At 36.7% G+C, this 16,173-nt stretch carries 12 protein-coding genes; 3 read left to right on the top strand and 9 right to left on the bottom strand.

From position 1 onward, the window contains the following. Nucleotides 1–4,302, bottom strand: coding sequence for an AsmA family protein (locus tag AQPE_RS22740; RefSeq protein WP_318348773.1), 4,302 nt, complete (start codon nt 4,300–4,302; stop codon nt 1–3). 256 nt (nt 4,303–4,558) lie between these two features. Next, entirely contained in the window at nt 4,559–5,770 is a 1,212-nt protein-coding gene (rocD, locus tag AQPE_RS22745) for an ornithine--oxo-acid transaminase (protein ID WP_318348774.1), read from the bottom strand. 323 nt (nt 5,771–6,093) lie between these two features. Here rocD and AQPE_RS22750 point away from each other — a divergent pair, with 323 nt between their 5' ends. Further along, the gene (locus tag AQPE_RS22750) at nt 6,094–7,863 is read left to right on the top strand and encodes a tetratricopeptide repeat-containing sensor histidine kinase (RefSeq protein WP_318348775.1); all 1,770 of its coding nucleotides are present in this window, start codon (nt 6,094–6,096) and stop codon (nt 7,861–7,863) included. A gap of 213 nt (nt 7,864–8,076) precedes the next feature. On the opposite strand, the gene AQPE_RS22755 is transcribed toward AQPE_RS22750, so the two are convergent. From AQPE_RS22755 to AQPE_RS22775, 5 genes are all read right to left on the bottom strand, one after another. Further along, a complete protein-coding gene (locus AQPE_RS22755; RefSeq protein ID WP_318348776.1) occupies nt 8,077–10,128 on the bottom strand; it encodes a BatA domain-containing protein in 2,052 nt (683 codons plus the stop codon). 253 nt (nt 10,129–10,381) lie between these two features. Continuing rightward, a complete protein-coding gene (locus AQPE_RS22760) occupies nt 10,382–10,774 on the bottom strand; it encodes a DUF1398 domain-containing protein (RefSeq protein WP_318348777.1) in 393 nt (130 codons plus the stop codon). A gap of 205 nt (nt 10,775–10,979) precedes the next feature. Next, on the bottom strand, nt 10,980–11,546 hold the full coding sequence (locus AQPE_RS22765) for a hypothetical protein (protein ID WP_318348778.1): 567 nt from the start codon (nt 11,544–11,546) through the stop codon (nt 10,980–10,982). Nucleotides 11,547–11,758: 212 nt separating this feature from the next. Beyond that, the gene (locus AQPE_RS22770; RefSeq protein ID WP_318348779.1) at nt 11,759–12,565 is read right to left on the bottom strand and encodes an Abi-alpha family protein; all 807 of its coding nucleotides are present in this window, start codon (nt 12,563–12,565) and stop codon (nt 11,759–11,761) included. Nucleotides 12,566–12,752: 187 nt separating this feature from the next. Continuing rightward, a complete protein-coding gene (locus AQPE_RS22775) occupies nt 12,753–13,340 on the bottom strand; it encodes a hypothetical protein (RefSeq protein WP_318348780.1) in 588 nt (195 codons plus the stop codon). A gap of 214 nt (nt 13,341–13,554) precedes the next feature. Here AQPE_RS22775 and AQPE_RS22780 point away from each other — a divergent pair, with 214 nt between their 5' ends. Next, a complete protein-coding gene (locus AQPE_RS22780; RefSeq protein WP_318348781.1) occupies nt 13,555–13,788 on the top strand; it encodes a hypothetical protein in 234 nt (77 codons plus the stop codon). A gap of 411 nt (nt 13,789–14,199) precedes the next feature. Continuing rightward, nucleotides 14,200–14,373, top strand: a complete 174-nt coding sequence (locus AQPE_RS22785; protein ID WP_318348782.1) for a hypothetical protein — start codon at nt 14,200–14,202, stop codon at nt 14,371–14,373. On the opposite strand, the gene AQPE_RS22790 is transcribed toward AQPE_RS22785, so the two are convergent. Both AQPE_RS22790 and AQPE_RS22795 read right to left on the bottom strand, forming a co-directional pair. Then, nucleotides 14,362–14,571 (bottom strand): hypothetical protein, encoded by a 210-nt coding sequence (locus tag AQPE_RS22790; protein WP_318348783.1) that lies wholly within the window; start codon nt 14,569–14,571, stop codon nt 14,362–14,364. The two genes, AQPE_RS22785 and AQPE_RS22790, sit on opposite strands and share 12 nt — an antisense overlap. A gap of 513 nt (nt 14,572–15,084) precedes the next feature. Next, a complete protein-coding gene (locus AQPE_RS22795; protein ID WP_318348784.1) occupies nt 15,085–15,456 on the bottom strand; it encodes a hypothetical protein in 372 nt (123 codons plus the stop codon). Between the last annotated feature and the right edge of the window lie 717 nt (nt 15,457–16,173).

The raw sequence follows: 16,173 nt of genomic DNA on the forward strand, positions 1-16,173 counted from the left end.
TTAATGGTCTGGCTGTTGAGTTTCGTTCTGCTTGTTTTCTTTGATCCCGAGAGTGTTCCGAATTCCACTGAATATTGATTTCCACCAATAATTTAGAACCGAGCGTTTTTGATCTCTTGTAAAAGCGATTTCATCGGGAAGAAGTTCTTTTCCACGCGGATTTTTCGATCGTAGTAAAAGGCTGTTTGCCAGGAAGCTTGCAAATTTTGATTCTTTTGTATTTCCATCTTTCATTTCAAGAACAGAAATTTTGAGGTCGTCGTACCCGAAAAACAATTGGCCATTCGAACTTGTCTGGTTCGCTGAAAAGTCAAAATCAAAACGATTCACTTTCCCGGATCGTATCGACACTAAAGCCAATGGTTCCAAAACCGGATTAATAATTCGCATATGAAACTGACTAAGGCTTCCTTTAACTTTGAATAGATTTTCAGGATTATTCATCAGGTAATTCATACTGACTTTAAGCTCACACGAATCCTGAATGGTAGCTGTTCCATCCAGTTTAAAGTCGGGAATCACGCCATTTGCAGCCTTAATGTTGGTAAATGGCATCAATCGCATGTGGATTTTTGAGAATCCGATCTTTCCTTCCAGGTCGCCTGATGCGGTTTTTTCGGAATAAATGACTCTGGCATTTGCCAGAATTAATGAGTCGACTGAAACCGGAATTTTCATTGATTTGATCATTTCCTGTAGCATTTTCGGACGACGGGATTCATCAAATGGCATTTGCTTGTCGCGAAAAATATCCAGATTTAGTCCGTTAATTGATAAATACTTGCCAGCAAGTTCTTCCTGGTCGAACCATCGCCTGATATTGGGTTGTGAAATACTCACTGAATCTACTTTCCCAGAGAAATAGTCGGATTGAAAACCAACTTGTTTTTGATGACTCTCTTTACTGAAATTTGGTATAATACGTATATCTTTTGCTGTAACCCGATTACCAGCTGACGAATAGGAAGTTTCGCCAATGGTGTAATGGTAAAGTTTGGTCTGCTTTTTTAGATTTGGAATTTTAAATGAAAAATCGGACGAATGCATAAATCCCTGCGACGGTTTATTGTCAATTCGCACTTTTATTAAATTCAGACTAACCTGTTCCTGAATTTTCTTTTGTCCGTTTTTGAGGACAGTTATATTGACATCGTTAACATTCATTGATTTGGATGAAAACACGTCGGCAAAACTCTCAAAATGAGGATATAAATTAACTTTAAAAGGATTAAACCGGATTGAATCTTTGGCATTGTTAAAGAGTTGAAACGAAGGTTTGTCGATTACAATCGACTCAAAGAAGTATTGATCGTTTTTATATGCTTTATCCATATCGAACCCGTTCATTGAAAGTGTTGGAATTTGAAGTTCAAATTGATCAAGCTTGTTGTTTTTTACTTTAGGCTTAACCACCAGATTTTTAGCCAGAATTTGGTGATCACTTGTCGAAAAAGTAAGCTCGTCAATACTGAACTGCTGATTTTTATCCTTTGGCGTAAATTTAAATTGGATCAAATTTCCGGTGTATTGGCCGCTCTTAAATTCAGGTTTGCCAACATTTGCGTTTTTCTGGATGAGAATATTTTGCGCGCCCATTTTTATGTCAGACTGAACCATAAGATAAGGCTTAGTTCCAATTTCAGAGAACACTTTTAAGGAGCCATCGCTCAACGTAAATTTACGTATGGCAATTGATTCAATTTCTTTGGGCAAAGGGAATTCTATTTCCTTAAGATTCTTCGGATCAGTTTTATTTCGTTTTTTATACAGTTTTATTTCCGGAGATGCAATCATTAGATTATCCGCATCAATTTGATGGTCGAAATAGAATTTCTCCATATCAATTCCGGTAATTCTGATTTCGGGAATGGCCAGTTGGATATTCCAGGGGATGGTTGAAAAGTCTTTGCTGTTTGTTTCAGGGTAAAGTTTGGCGTTTAACACAAAAACCTCGCCCCGTCGGGTTGAGAAGCCAACTTCGCCGGCTTTTAAGACATGTACGTTATCCGAAAGATGGATTAAGTGGTCGCGAACCGAAAATTCGACAAATTCTGAAAAAAGCAGTTTCTTTTGATTAAACTGACTCTCGTTGATTTGCATATTTTCCAGTTTCAACCTGAAGTAATTGTCCAAAGTAATTGTTTTATCTTTTTTGCTGTGATTAATCAATTGAACAGTCCCGTCAGGAATATCAACTATATTGATGTGTATGTCATCGAGATAGTTCGATATTAGTCGGAACAAATCTTCAAAATCGGCATTAGGCTTTTCTTGCTTGAGTAACTCAAAATTTTCGTAATAAATCTTTGGCGAGCTTATGCTCAACGTATCTACCGATAGCTTCTTATTGAAAAAGGCATTGTGAAAATCAGCGTTGGTAAGTGATAATTCAGGAATTGTAAATTCATACAATTCAGATCGGCTATATTGTTTGAGTAAGGCCTCCATGTTTTCTTTAGAAACTGGGAAAAGATGCAGGTTTTGAAGCTTTGCCAGCTTTTTGCGTGTTGAAATGGTCAGGTTTTCGATGGTCAATTTGTGCAACTGATCAGCCAGATGCATCTGATAATTATTGAAATCCAGATCGATCTGATCGGCATAAAATAATCGGTCAGTTCTTTCAACGCTTTTTTCATCCAGAGCAAATCCACTCAAGCGAAGTTTAATTTCTGATTCGATATTCCCGGTTTGTATGACTCCGGTTTTATTGACCAGTTGAAGCTTCCCCTTCTGAACCGAAACCTGATTGGCGTATATTCCATTAATGTATCTGGATATCAATTTGTAAATGAAACTCGGATTGTTGGGTTCTTCGTTTTCAGTTGATGCTTCGTTCTGAATTAATTTGACTTCAGGATTGAAAATATTAATTCGCTGGAAAGTAAATCGCTTTTGATGGAATGCTTTTTTGAAATTAAACTGATCGAGTTTAACACTATCGCATTCCGCTTCAATTGTATTTTTCTGCGCTCTATTCTTCTCATTTAGTGGATATATCTGTATTTTTTTTACCTGAACAGAGTTCTCTTTGGTCGAAAATGCAAGGTTCCCGACTTTGACACGATGAATATTATCACCAAGTGTCAGTTCATATTCGGATGCCAAAAAATGGATGTTTTTTGCATAAAATACCCTGCTTGTATCCGTTTGCGAAACGGAATCAAGTCGAAAATCATTCAGGTTCAAGGTGATGTTTTTCAATTCTTGCTGATTCGTCGAATCAGTTTGCGACCGAAACAGTTTTATCTGTGCGTTTTTTAGTTTGAAATCCTGAATCGTTATACCTGAAAATTCATCTTTGATTAAATCATTCAGATTGAATTCTTCGATGGGCTCCAAATTCGTAGTTGCTTGTTTCTGGCCCGGCCAGTACTTTATTTGTGCATCAGTTAAAATGAGCGAATCAATTGGAATGGCATTATTCCGATAAAATTCGTTGATGTGTGTCGTCGTTAATTTTGCATAAGGAACAAAGAAGTAATATTTACTTTTGGCTGAAATCTGCTGATTGACTGGCTTTAATTCAATGTTTTTGGCTTCGATAAATGATCGCTTCAATGAATAGGTGATACTCTCGGCACTGATCGCGTGAATACTGTCGGCCAGTTTATTCTGATATTTTTGCATCCGCAAATAAATGTCGTCGGCACTAAATAATTTTGCAGGATCGGGCAACAGCATTGAATCGGTATAAAAGTTTAGAATTCCGATGGTAATGTTTTCAGCATTCGACAGCTTTTTTGTTTCGCCCAACAGGTTATAAAAATCATAACTTGCATTGGCCAATTCAATTTTGTCGATTTTTATCGACCTAAATGTTTTGGTTACCAAAGGCCTCAATTCCTGCAAAATGGCATTCAAATTATCCTTTTGATCTTCAGCCAAGGATTGCTTCCCATGAATTTTAAGTTCAGGCTGACTTATTAGGATTTCTTTAATTTCAAGCTTTTTATGAAAAATAAGCCGAATCAGTTTGATCCCGTTTATGCTGATATTTGGTGATGAAAATGAATAAAATTGCTTCTTTATGTCTGATTGGTCAACCGTGCGGAGAATAGAGTCGGAGGGATGGAAGGAAATCTGATCAATTTCGATACCCCAGTGCACGAAGTTAATTTGCAGATTTTCAAAAGTCAGTTCGTATTTGCCTTTCGACTTTTTCGCTACCAGTTCCGAAAGATTTTTATTCAAATAATTTTGGGCTCCAAAATACAATACCGCAAATCCAACTAATGCAATCAGTATCAAACCTGAAAGAATAATAGCGGGTATTTTTAGTATTTTTTTCCTTACGGGTTTCATAAATATTAGCCTTACCTGATTTTACTTGAACATATTCCTTCTGAATAAAAATTTCGAGTCGTTAATATAGATCATAAAATGTTAAAAAGGTTGCTTTTCGATGAAAATACTTTCTGCTGAAGTTCGCATCTTTTGATGATTAAACAACCGAAGGCGATAAAAGTCAACTGTTATCATCCAGATTCCTTTTATCGCCTTCAGTAAATTTGTAGTTAATCGTCTACACTACATGCAAACCAGGCATTTATGCACTTAATTAGGCAAATGTTTTTTCAATAATATCCAGCGCTTCGGTAAGCTGCTCTTCGTTAATGATCAATGGCGGTGTAAAACGAATGATGTGTTCGTGTGTTGGCTTGGCAAGTAATCCGTTATTTTTTAACGCAATACATACATCCCATGCACTTATCCCATTTACCGAATTAATTACAACGGCATTCAGGAGTCCTTTACCTCTAACAATTTCAATAAGTTCCGAATCGATTGATTTTAATCGTTTCCGGAATATTTTACCCATTTTCTCAGCATTTTCAGCCAGTTTTTCTTCCCTGATCACGTTGAGCGCTGCAACAGCAACTTTCGCAGCAATCGGGTTGCCGCCGTAGGTTGAGCCATGTTCTCCGGGTTTAATGCACAGCATAATTTCATTATCGGCCAAAACACATGAAACGGGGAGCATTCCTCCGGAAATGGCTTTCCCGAGAATCAAAATATCAGGCCTGACATCTTCATGATCGCAAGCAAGCATTTTTCCTGTTCGCGCAAGTCCAGTTTGAACTTCATCGGCTGCAAAGAGAACACGATGTTTTTTGCATAATTCGAATGCTTTGCTTAGGAAGCCATCTTCAGGAACGTAAACTCCGGCTTCTGCCTGAATCGGTTCAACCAGAAATCCGGCTACATTTGGATCTTCCAGCGCTTTTTCCAATGCCTTTATATCGTTGTATGGAATATTAACAAATCCGGGAGTATAAGGGCCGTAGTCGTTGTAGGCATCTGGATCAGACGACATGGATATGATTGTAATGGTACGGCCATGGAAGTTGCCGTTGCACACAATAATCTTGGCTTCTCCTTTTGGTACTCCTTTTACTTTATAAGCCCATTTGCGAATTAACTTAAGCGCAGTCTCATCGGCTTCAGCACCCGAATTCATGGGCAGCATTTTGTCGTAACCAAATAATTTGGTCGTGTATTCTTCCCATTCGCCCAGTGTATCGTTGTAAAAAGCTCTTGATGTCAGTGCCAGTTTTTGAGCCTGATCAGTTAATGCCTTTACAATTTTAGGATGACAATGCCCTTGATTTACTGCAGAATAGGCCGAAAGAAAGTCGAAGTACTTTTTACCTTCCACATCCCAAACAAAAATTCCTTCGCCCCGTTCTAAAACTACAGGTATCGGGTGATAATTGTGTGCACCATATTGGGCTTCACGATCCATATAATCCTTTGCACTTAAATTATTCATAATTCAATGTTTTAGTTAATGACATGCAGAATTAGAAATATTTTAGGCGATTTCAAATGATTTTTGTCTGCTATAAAATATGACAACAATCCACATCTTTAGTCATAGGGTATCAATTCAATTTTTTCCAGCTACCAGAGCTTATATATCTTAAAAAATTACGAGTGAAAAGTATTATATTTGTCTTCATTACCTGACTTTTGAATGAATTTACTATGGGGCGTTATTTTGTTACTTTTACATTAATGTTTTTATTGAGTTCTGTCTCCTTCGGATATTCTAACCAAAATGATTCAATTTCAGGTAATAAAGCCCAATTTGACTTGCTAATTAAAAAGGCAACCCATTTGTTGCCAATAGCTACAAACCATGACACTGTTGAAGCTCTGATTGATGTTGCTGATCAATTAGCCAAAACCAACAAAAATCCACATCAATCAGTTCATATTTTGATAATAAAAGGACAGAACGAATACTATTCAAGTAATTACGAAGATGCTGTAGCTATTTATTATCAGGCACTCGAACAGGCAGAACAATTACACGATTCGATTTTATTGGCAAAAGTGACTCTCAATCTGGGAATGGTTTATGACGAATTGGAAGATTATGATGAAGCCATTAATTTCTTTCATAAAGCACTAACAATCAGTCAGTCAATTAAAGATTCAAGTGTAATTGCCAAAACCTACCAAAACATTGCCATCAGTTATCAAAACAAAAAAGACCTGGCCAAGGCATTGGAATACAACGAAAAGGCAAATGAACTGGCAATCCTGAAAAAAGATACGACCATGATTATTGATGTCATCAATAACTTTGGAACCATTGCCTACGATCAGAAAAATTTAGTAAAAAGCCTTGATTACTATTCGAAGGCCTTGAATTTATACCAGAAAATAAAGGATAGAAAAGGCATTGCAATGGCCTACAACAACATTGGATTGGTTTATTTGGATAAAAATGAATACGAAAAATCAATTGACTATTTCAATAAATCGTTGGCTCTTGCCACTGAACTTAAGATGCATGGTTTTATTGGCGACATTTATAGCAATCTGACGATTTATTACCAACAAAAAAAGGATTTTAAAAAGGCATTTTATTGTTACGATCGGTTTAATGCCATCTACGATAGTCTGGCAGGAGAGAAAAAGAATAAGATGATTTACCAAATTCAGGCTAAGTATAAATTGGGTAGAAATACCCGTGAGCTTGAAGAGTTGAAAGTGAAAAATAGATCTCAACTAAATGCAATTGATTCGGCAAAATCGTCACAGTTTTATTGGGTAGCTATAACCGTTTTAGTTATGGTGCTCATGTGTGCTACCGTTTATCTTTTATATAAAGAGAAAGAACTGGCCAACGAATTGAAAAACAAAACCAAAGAATTGTATGAACTCAATGTATCGAAAGATAAATTTTTCTCAATTATAGCACACGATCTAAAAAATCCGTTCAATGTGCTGGTAAGCTATACTGGCATACTAAAAACAGACCTTGAATTGTTTTCAAAAGAGGAATTAGAGCAGATTATTTCAGATTTGAATGAAGCATCAGAAAACGGATACAATTTGTTGCAGAATTTGTTGATCTGGACCAGATCGCAAACAAATCGAATTCATATCCTCAAAACAAATTTTGTTCTAGCCGACATTTTTAATGACGTTAAAGGACTGGCCGAATTGAACCTGACAAATAAAGAGCAAACGCTTTCTGTGGAAATTGATCAAAATCTTGGTGTTTATGCCGATAAAGATATGATTTCAGTTGTTTTGCGGAATTTAGTTTTTAATGCGATTAAATTTTCTGTCAAAGGCTCAGTGATTTATTTAAATGCAAGTCTAGTCGGGTCAAACGTGAGGATTGATGTGGTTGATTCTGGGATAGGAATCTCTGAAGAATCCATCAAAAAGCTGTTTACATTAGATAAAAATACAATGACTCACGGCACCGAAGGCGAAACAGGTACTGGCCTTGGATTGGTTCTTTGTAAAGAATTTGTTGAGAAAAATGATGGCACAATTTGGGTCGAAAGCAAATTGGGAAAAGGATCAGTCTTTTCATTTACCATTCCGGCAGAAAGAGCTTGAAAATCTTAGAAACGTTTTAAAATTTGAAATTATGCCCGAAATAAAAAAAAAATGACCCCAGCCCTAAAGGGTGTTTCTTTTGATTTTTAGGGCTCCCTTTAGAGCCTGTCCCGATGAAGATCGGGAGTTAGGGGTAACCCTAAAAATCAAAATGAATGAAATTTAAACAGTTTCTCAATTTTACTGCATCTCAAACACGGAATTGGTGTTGCTTTAATTTTTCCAGAACTGGATAATTGCTATTTCGCAGAATAAGAAGAAAATAGCAGCAATGATGAAATATTTCCAAAGCTGCTTTCCATTGCTTAAATCCTGAAGTGTTTCACTGAAATTTACATTCGACGATTCAATCACCTGAAATTGTTTGAATTCTTTGGATTGTATCAGTTTTTGCAAGTCTTCTTCCGAATAAAACTCAGGAATAGATTCCTTTCGCGGGTAATTGTACGAAATCGACTGGATGGTTTCATTGTCATTCATGACCAGGTAATGTCCGGCTTCCTTGGGCAGTTCGTCGAGCAGAAGTTGTTTTTTTTCAGTTCCATGATTTCTTACCGAAGTTTTGAATTCATCTTTTGTCTGGATATTCATAACCTTTAATTCGTCCGAACCTGGGTTTTGATTTAGAACGACGGCTTCGTCGCCTTCGGTTGAATAAGCATATTTTTGCGATTCGCCGCTATACAAAACCATGTTGTAAACAGTTGGAACAAAAATAATGTGCCTGACAAAGTTGAAATTACTTTGATCCAGCGGAAAAGCAAACGTGTAAACAGTTCCATCGCCAAACGAATGCATACTTAAAGCGCTTTTCCCATTGCGGAATTTCAGGAGCGATGTTTCCGGCATTTGCATTTGATCGGCATAACTCGCAAATCCTTTGATTACTGGTAAGTCAGCTTCATTTTCCTGTTTCTTGAAGACTTCACGATATAAATCGTGGTTGTAATTTATTTCCGAAATAGCCATCGAAACGGTATCAAATCCGGCAATTGTTTTGCCGTTCAGCGAATTGAACAAAGCATCGTATTCCGCATAGCTTTTCATCTTACCGGGAAAAATAACCAGCGACCCGCCTCGTTCAACAAACGAAGTCAACTCACTTTTTAAACCTGAACTTATGTTTTGATTATTAATTAGGAATATGCACTGGTAATTTTTAAGCTGCGAAATCTGAACATTGTTTTCCGGCACTTCATCGTAACCAACCAGTTCATCGTCAGTAAATAAAGCTTTCAGGTAGTTTGAACCATTATCCTGTGGATTTAAAATTCCAAGCGCCCGCATCTTTCCCCGCACCTGGTAACTCAGATAATACGAATTGTCGAAGATGATCGGGTAGTCGTCGAGCTCAATTTTGCAAAGCTGAATTCCCTGCGAATTGTTGGTGTAATTCAATTCCTGAACCGATTCTTCGCTCGCTGCAATGTTGATGTTTGCGATGGCTTTCAGCGAATCATTAATCGTTAAGCGTATTGGAATATTCTGATACGCTTGTTCCGATAAGTTTTTGATCCGTACAAAAAGTTTTTCGGCCTGACCGATTTTTCGCCCCGGAGTTTCAAACCAACACGAGTCGATCAGTAAATTATTCGTTTTCCCCGCCTGAAATGGAAACAGATAGGTCCAAACCGTGGAGTCAGTTTTAACTGCGTTAAAGTTGGTGCTGTTTTTCTGAAAGTCGGATAAGATATAAACTGTCTTTTCTGCTTTTTTTACCGAAGCCGGAATGCCGCCGATAGCCTGTGCATATACATCTGAAAATCTGGGCGAACGCGGACAATCTTTAATCTCAGAAACTTGCCTCACAAACTGTTCTTTGTTGAGTGAAAACTGATTCCCTGCATTAAAATCGTTAGTCAGAATCAGAAATTGCGTGCCAGTGGGGTAGGAGTTGGCAATTTCAATCGCTTTTATTTTGGCCTGTTCCAGTAACTGACCTTTTTCTCCCTCGGCTTTCATGCTAAACGAATTATCGATGTAGATTTCGACGGCTTGTTGAGATGCATTTGAAGTTCGGTTGCCCAATGGAATGTAAGGTTTGCTAAAAGCTATGACGAGTGACGCAATAGCCAGCATCCGGGCAAGCATAATAAGCAATTGTTTGAGTTGCGATTTCTTCCTCGATTCCTGTTTGATTCGTTTCAGTAGCGATACATTGCTAAAATAGAGAGTTTTATATCGTTTGAAATTAAACAGATGTATAATTACTGGTATTGTTAGTGCCAGTAACGCCAATAAAAAAAACGGGAATAGAAAACTCATCTTTATTTTAATGTATCTTGTTAATCTGCAATTAAAATAAGCCTGATCGGCTTCATTTACAGATAACAAAAATAAGAAAACAGGAATGATAATTGGCAAGTGCCTGGTTTTGTTTCAAAAACAATGATGTTAGATTATCACTCGTTGATACTCGAAACTGATACTAAAACTTAAGAAATAACGTTAACTGCCAAACCGATAACCTATTCCTGATTCGGTGTTGAGTAATATTGGCTTTGTTGGATTTTCTTTTTTACAGTTTCGGTATTTGTTCAATTAAAATTGCGTTTTCAGCTTTGTCATAATATATGCAAGTCATTGTGTCAAGATTAACGATCCATTTTTCAATTCCTGCTTTGGCACAATCTTTACAAAAAGTATAATAATCAGTTTTGCCCTGTTGGTGTTCTTTTAGCCGATTACCAAAATTTTCTTTGTCGCTGTTTGCCGAAATTGCTAATTCATCGTATTGTGATTTTGATTTCGTCCTAAAATTATTTTTACCAAAATACTCCGTATGGCTGTCATTAACCCAGGTTTCAAAGGATATTACACCTAATTCTTTGATTTCTTGAATATATTTTGGAAAATCCGCTCCTGATTTCACCTTTTCATGTGCCTGTTCTATTTGTTCTACTGTAAACATATTTTTTGAATTTATTGATTATATTTCTGTAAGTATTGTGTTGCTCTATACGTTTTGCATAACGGAGGAAGCTACACGCAGGCCGGGGGTTTCCCGATAATTTGTCCACGAGGAGCTGCCTTTCAAATTTACTAATTTCCTTTCAACGAGCCACTAAAACCCGGCTTGCGGGTAGCTGAAGTTATAGGGCGTTATTTGTGCAACTCTAAGACACCCAAATCAAATGTCTCAAGACTATTTTCCATTGGGTATCTACTTTTTCCGCAAAAACAAATAGTCCACCTCCACTTTCTGGACCACAAGATAATGATTGAAGAAAGCAAGCTTTAGTGAAATCTGAGTTAAAAGAAACTCTCGAAAAACGAGCTATTCCAATCAAATTGTGATGCCTTATCTTCTCAATATATGTGCTGTCAATTTTAAAATCAGTAATTATTGTGTAATTGTCTTTAACGATTATTGTTTCTTTTATAAGTTTTCGTGACTTTGTTAAAGTGTCATTCTTAAAGTTATTATATAACTCTTGAAATTCAATCGGAAGTTCGATGTTGTGAAAATCTGATTTGTCTGGCATTGTCAAGCTGTCAACAAGATAAACTTCGTATTGTACAGAATCCGTGATTCTTTTAATCTCTATCTCATAATTCTTCAGTCCTATTTTAGTTGTATCTCTCGGAGGCGGAGGAAATGGCTTAATTAAGTCACAAAAAAGTTGACTTAGCAATTCATTTTCTTGAATTACTATTCGATCATTAATCTCTTCATGTCTCAAGTTACATGAATTAATTAGTAATGCAATAGTCACCAATATTGTTAGTCGTGTCCTCATATAATGCCCTATAACGGAAAAGGATACACGCAGGGGCGGACTGCGGGCGATTTCCTGTCAAGCCGAAACACGGTTTGAGCGGAAAGATGCCCACCGAAAACCACCGCTGCCGCGCTTGACGGGTAGCTGAAGTTACCAGCAGTATTATTGTTTTCCTACTTATTTGCAAGCTTTTCCTTTCGTATTTTCTCTTCTGCCAATTTTTTTGCTTGTATTTCTTTTTCAAGCTCTTCTTGTGTTATTAAACTTGATTTCCAATATTCTGCTGTCGATTCATTAACTCCCTGACAACGAACATATAGATTTAGTGCTAAATCTGTCGGTGTAATGTTTGCAATTAGATCATTTCCTTCGGCAGAGAAACCTCCAACAATTAATTCTAAAGAACGAAGGTGGTCTAGTTGTCTATCAATGCTGTGTAAATCCGATTTGCCTGTCAATCTAAATAATTCATTCCCTGTGGACTGTAGATCATCAGCAGTCACTAACCCATTTGGGTAAACAATTTTCCGAGCATTCTCACAAGTAAAATTTAAAATTTTCGCCTCTACTGATGTTAGTTGTTTAAGTAAATCTATGAAAATCAAATTCTCATCATCTTGTCCTGAGGGCGTGCAAGATGAAGCAAAAAGTCCAGCCCATAATTCTTGAATTTCATCATTGTCGTTAAGTGAACCATTCTCGATAATGGCCAGCGCGATCCTAGGGTGTGCCTGCATCTGGAGATTGTCATTTTCAAAATTTATTTTTCCTTTAGCTTTTTCAAGAATTCGTAGGATATTATTCAATCGCCAATATCGAATTTTATCGCGCAACATTAGTCCAACTTCATCTAAAGCAGGAGCACAAACGCTTTTAAGAAAAGCTTCAATCCCCTGAAATGTTTTTTTTACAGACGTGTCAATTGCTTTACTTACTGGTTTTATACCTAAAATGTCTAAGCTTTTATTTTCACTTTCCATATATGTATGATATTTTATATTGCTGGTAACGTAGGAAGCTACACGCAGGGGCGGATTGCGGGCGATTTCCTGTCAAGCCGAAAAGCTGCTTGAGCGGAAAGATGCCCACCGAAAACCACTGCTGCCGCACTTGACGGGTAGCTGAAGTTAGCAACAGCCGTTCTTTTGTCCCATATAACTGTCTCTTTTACAGGTAAATTATATTTGTCCCGAGTCCCCATTTTTTTGCTCTATTTTCTTTTATATATTTTAATATTTCTTCCTTATTTGTCAAGTCTGCCATTACATTGCCACACCAAAAGTCAGTTATTTTTTCACTTGAAAATTTAAATATTAAAATGTGTTCTGATTCTCCAATACCACCTGTGAGGTAAGTCAAAAGAGCAATATTGTCAGCTAACCCAAAATAAATTAATTGTCTTGATGGAAGTCCATCTGAAACGTCGCATCCAACTTGCCAATCTTCATTTGGATTTGCGATTGAAAAGCTGTCCTTAGTTACAATTTTTAGAAAGTCAACTAGAAAAGCTGGAATGTCACTGACCTGTCTATATGTTTTTAAATCTGTCTTTTCAATGACTGCAAGTAACGGATCCAAATTCTGATGTGTCAGAATTACAAAAGTGTCGATTTTAACCGAACCATCTTTTATAGTCAAACCTTTTATTGTGTCGTTGTTGGAGAGTACAGTTTTTTTGTCCTGTGTTGTCGAAACATTACAAGCACAAAAAATCCATAAAAGTCCAAATGTCAATATATTTAGTTTCGTCTTCATATTCTGTTGTGTCGTCCTGTTACGGTTGTTGCTAACGTAGGAAGCTACACGCAGTTTGGGATTACGAGCGAAAGCCAGTCAAGCCCAGACAGAGTAAATTTGAATAGAAAGCCTTGAATGATAGTCATACGCCCAAATTGACGGGTAGCTGATGTTATGCGTTCGGCTTTTATTAGGTCAATTATCAACATTGTAATTTTCATTTAAAGGTAAAATGGCTACAATAAAGTTAAGCATTCCTTTTTCCGAACTAGATGGGTTATCACTAAAAGAGCAATACGATAAATTTGCCGAACTGCTATATGCAATGGTTGTGGATGACACAGAAGAGGGTTGGGAGGAAAGCTATAATTACATCACTGTTCACAGTGGTTATTCCGCAAAGCGTCCAGATAATTTTGAAGAACATGGTTTTCAAGGACTTCAAAAGAAACAGGAAAGTCAATAAGGTTAAAGTATTCAGTTAATCTTTGTTGTTCTAATGCCGATTTAATTAGGCAGTCGTATGAGTCTTTTATTGCTCCTATTAAATACTCATCTTCTATTTCCGCAATTGGCTTGTTTGCTTTAATTATATAATGCAATCTTATTTTGAACATAGGTAATTTCATGTATGTTAAAGCAAAAGACCAATGAAACTTAATATTTGTGATATTGCTTGACAAATGGCTTATATTTTGGTCGTCTATTATCATGTTAAAATTGGGAGGAGTATCACCTATTATCGTACCTAGTGAGTTGGTATTGTCGAATACTCCATGTCCATTGGCTATTAGTTCTAAACGTGTCATAGTTTTATAGGATTAATTATGAATTTTATCTTAAAGGCAGAATATATTAAAAATTAAAAACGAACAATATGTCTGAAGATTTATTACAAGACCACGCTTATAGAAATGCAAGCGAAGAAGAAAAAGAAATTGGGTTAAAAGTTGAAAAGTTATTAATTGGCTTATCAGTAAGTTCAGCCCAAGATCTTTTAAAATGTGTTAGCTATGCAATAGCCGATAAAAGCAAAGTATTAGCGATTTAGCTTTCTCACGTTTCGGTTTAGTTCTTCTATGGCGATCTGAACGTTTCCAATAGATGATTCTACTGAACTGATTTCGCCAGAAATATCACTTAAATCGTGTCCGTGACTACCATCGTAACGTGCTCCCTTTAAACTCTCTACACTATCTCTGATTTCGTTGATAGCGTTTAGTAAAATATCAAATTGATCTTCTGTCATTGGTTTGATTTTTATGTAATGATTAATGTATCAACTGCGCCATAAGCTGACGCATAACGTAGGAAGCTACACGCAGGGGCGGATTGCGGGCGATTTCCTGTCAAGCCGAAAAGCAGCACGAGCGGAAAGATGCCCACCGAAAACCACTGCTGCCGGACTTGCGGGTAGCTGAAGTTATAGGCCGTATTTTGGTCACTTGAAATAACAATTATTTTTTGTTAATAAACGGGTTTCTCAAAAAAAAATCGCTGTCTCTCAGCGAATTCTGTGTCAAACTGGAAATTAACTTTTTGGATGAATTTGTTTCTCAATAAAAGCGGAAACCTGTCGAACCCAGCCAACAAAAAAAACAAATTTTTAAAACCTGTCAAACGGCTCCGATCTGTCAAAACGAGAAACTTTCTCAAGCTGCCGGCACAGTCAATGTAAGATATTGTCTCCGAAATTCTCAGTTGGCGTACGCAGCGATCTCTATTTGAGACAAATACAATGTTAGTTTTATGTGTTAAATTCTCACTTTGCTTTAAAAAACGTTCCTGAATTATCTGTAAATCCTGTGGTTATATACATATTTCCTAGAACGACACTGGTTCCGTCAAGTGTCAAAATCGGATGTTGGGTTTCATATGATGAATCAGGAAGTCGAATGAAAAGAGTTTTTCCTTCAATCCTGTACAAATATCTTTCATACACATAAAAATCTCCTTTCCGTATCAAATCAGAGTCATTTACAAATTCTAAAGTATCTCTCTTGTCATAGCTAATCCATAGCCCTATTCGATTTTCTGTTTTATAAAAATCAATATTTTCATCATCAGTTTTTTTGCATGAACTCATGGACAATATTAAGCTTGAGAAAATCAGAATTGTCATTATAGTTTTCATATCAAAAGAGTTAAAGTTATGTACAGAAGATGTGATAATTGTAAAATTAGTTGCGTCTCCAATTTTTAAAAACTTGTCAAACAGCTTCGCTCTGTCAAACCTCAAAAATGTCTTAGGCAACCGAAACCGTCAAAATAACACTTTGTCAAAGAACCAATGCCGTTTCAAGTGGCGACCAATATGGCCTATAACGTAGGAAGCTACACGCAGGACGGGAGTTAACCGATGAATTTCCTACGAAGAACTGCCTTTTAAAATCCCAATTCCCAGTCAACGAAGCAGCGAGACCCGGCTTGCGGGTAGCTGATGTTATTGGCCGTATTTGGGTCACTGAAATTACGACTATTATTTTTGTTTATTATAATATTCTCAAAAGATTCATTGAGATTCAACGAATTTTTGAAGTGTCTCAAAACTCTGTCAACAAAATTTCAACGGTTTCCCAAAATAAAGTCCGAAACTTCGGTTCGCGAATTCAATTCCTGTTTTGTCTGTCTCTCAATGAAAACGAGAAGAAGTCCAACCGAAAAACCTAAAAAATCGTTTAAAAAATTCTCAAAGAATTACGCTTTCTCAAAGCATGACTTTCTCAAAATGCAGGAATTTCTCAACTCCCGAAAACTTAAAAACCATTTTTAAAAATCTCTCAAAAGTTTCCGCTCGCTCAACCCAAAAATCTCTCAACGAGCAATAATTTCTCAACTAAAATTCTGTCAA

This window comes from Aquipluma nitroreducens (genome assembly GCF_009689585.1).
Lineage (GTDB): Bacteria > Bacteroidota > Bacteroidia > Bacteroidales > Prolixibacteraceae > Aquipluma > Aquipluma nitroreducens.

Bases quoted from the DNA above. Each gene is read 5' to 3' on its own strand.
- AQPE_RS22770 (WP_318348779.1), bottom strand. From the start codon at position 12,565: ATGGAAAGTGAAAATAAAAGCTTAGACATTTTAGGTATAAAACCAGTA.
- AQPE_RS22780 (WP_318348781.1), top strand. From the start codon at position 13,555: ATGGCTACAATAAAGTTAAGCATTCCTTTTTCCGAACTAGATGGGTTA.
- AQPE_RS22775 (WP_318348780.1), bottom strand. From the start codon at position 13,340: ATGAAGACGAAACTAAATATATTGACATTTGGACTTTTATGGATTTTT.
- rocD (WP_318348774.1), bottom strand. From the start codon at position 5,770: ATGAATAATTTAAGTGCAAAGGATTATATGGATCGTGAAGCCCAATAT.
- AQPE_RS22760 (WP_318348777.1), bottom strand. From the start codon at position 10,774: ATGTTTACAGTAGAACAAATAGAACAGGCACATGAAAAGGTGAAATCA.
- AQPE_RS22795 (WP_318348784.1), bottom strand. From the start codon at position 15,456: ATGAAAACTATAATGACAATTCTGATTTTCTCAAGCTTAATATTGTCC.
- AQPE_RS22740 (WP_318348773.1), bottom strand. From the start codon at position 4,302: ATGAAACCCGTAAGGAAAAAAATACTAAAAATACCCGCTATTATTCTT.
- AQPE_RS22790 (WP_318348783.1), bottom strand. From the start codon at position 14,571: ATGACAGAAGATCAATTTGATATTTTACTAAACGCTATCAACGAAATC.
- AQPE_RS22755 (WP_318348776.1), bottom strand. From the start codon at position 10,128: ATGAGTTTTCTATTCCCGTTTTTTTTATTGGCGTTACTGGCACTAACA.
- AQPE_RS22785 (WP_318348782.1), top strand. From the start codon at position 14,200: ATGTCTGAAGATTTATTACAAGACCACGCTTATAGAAATGCAAGCGAA.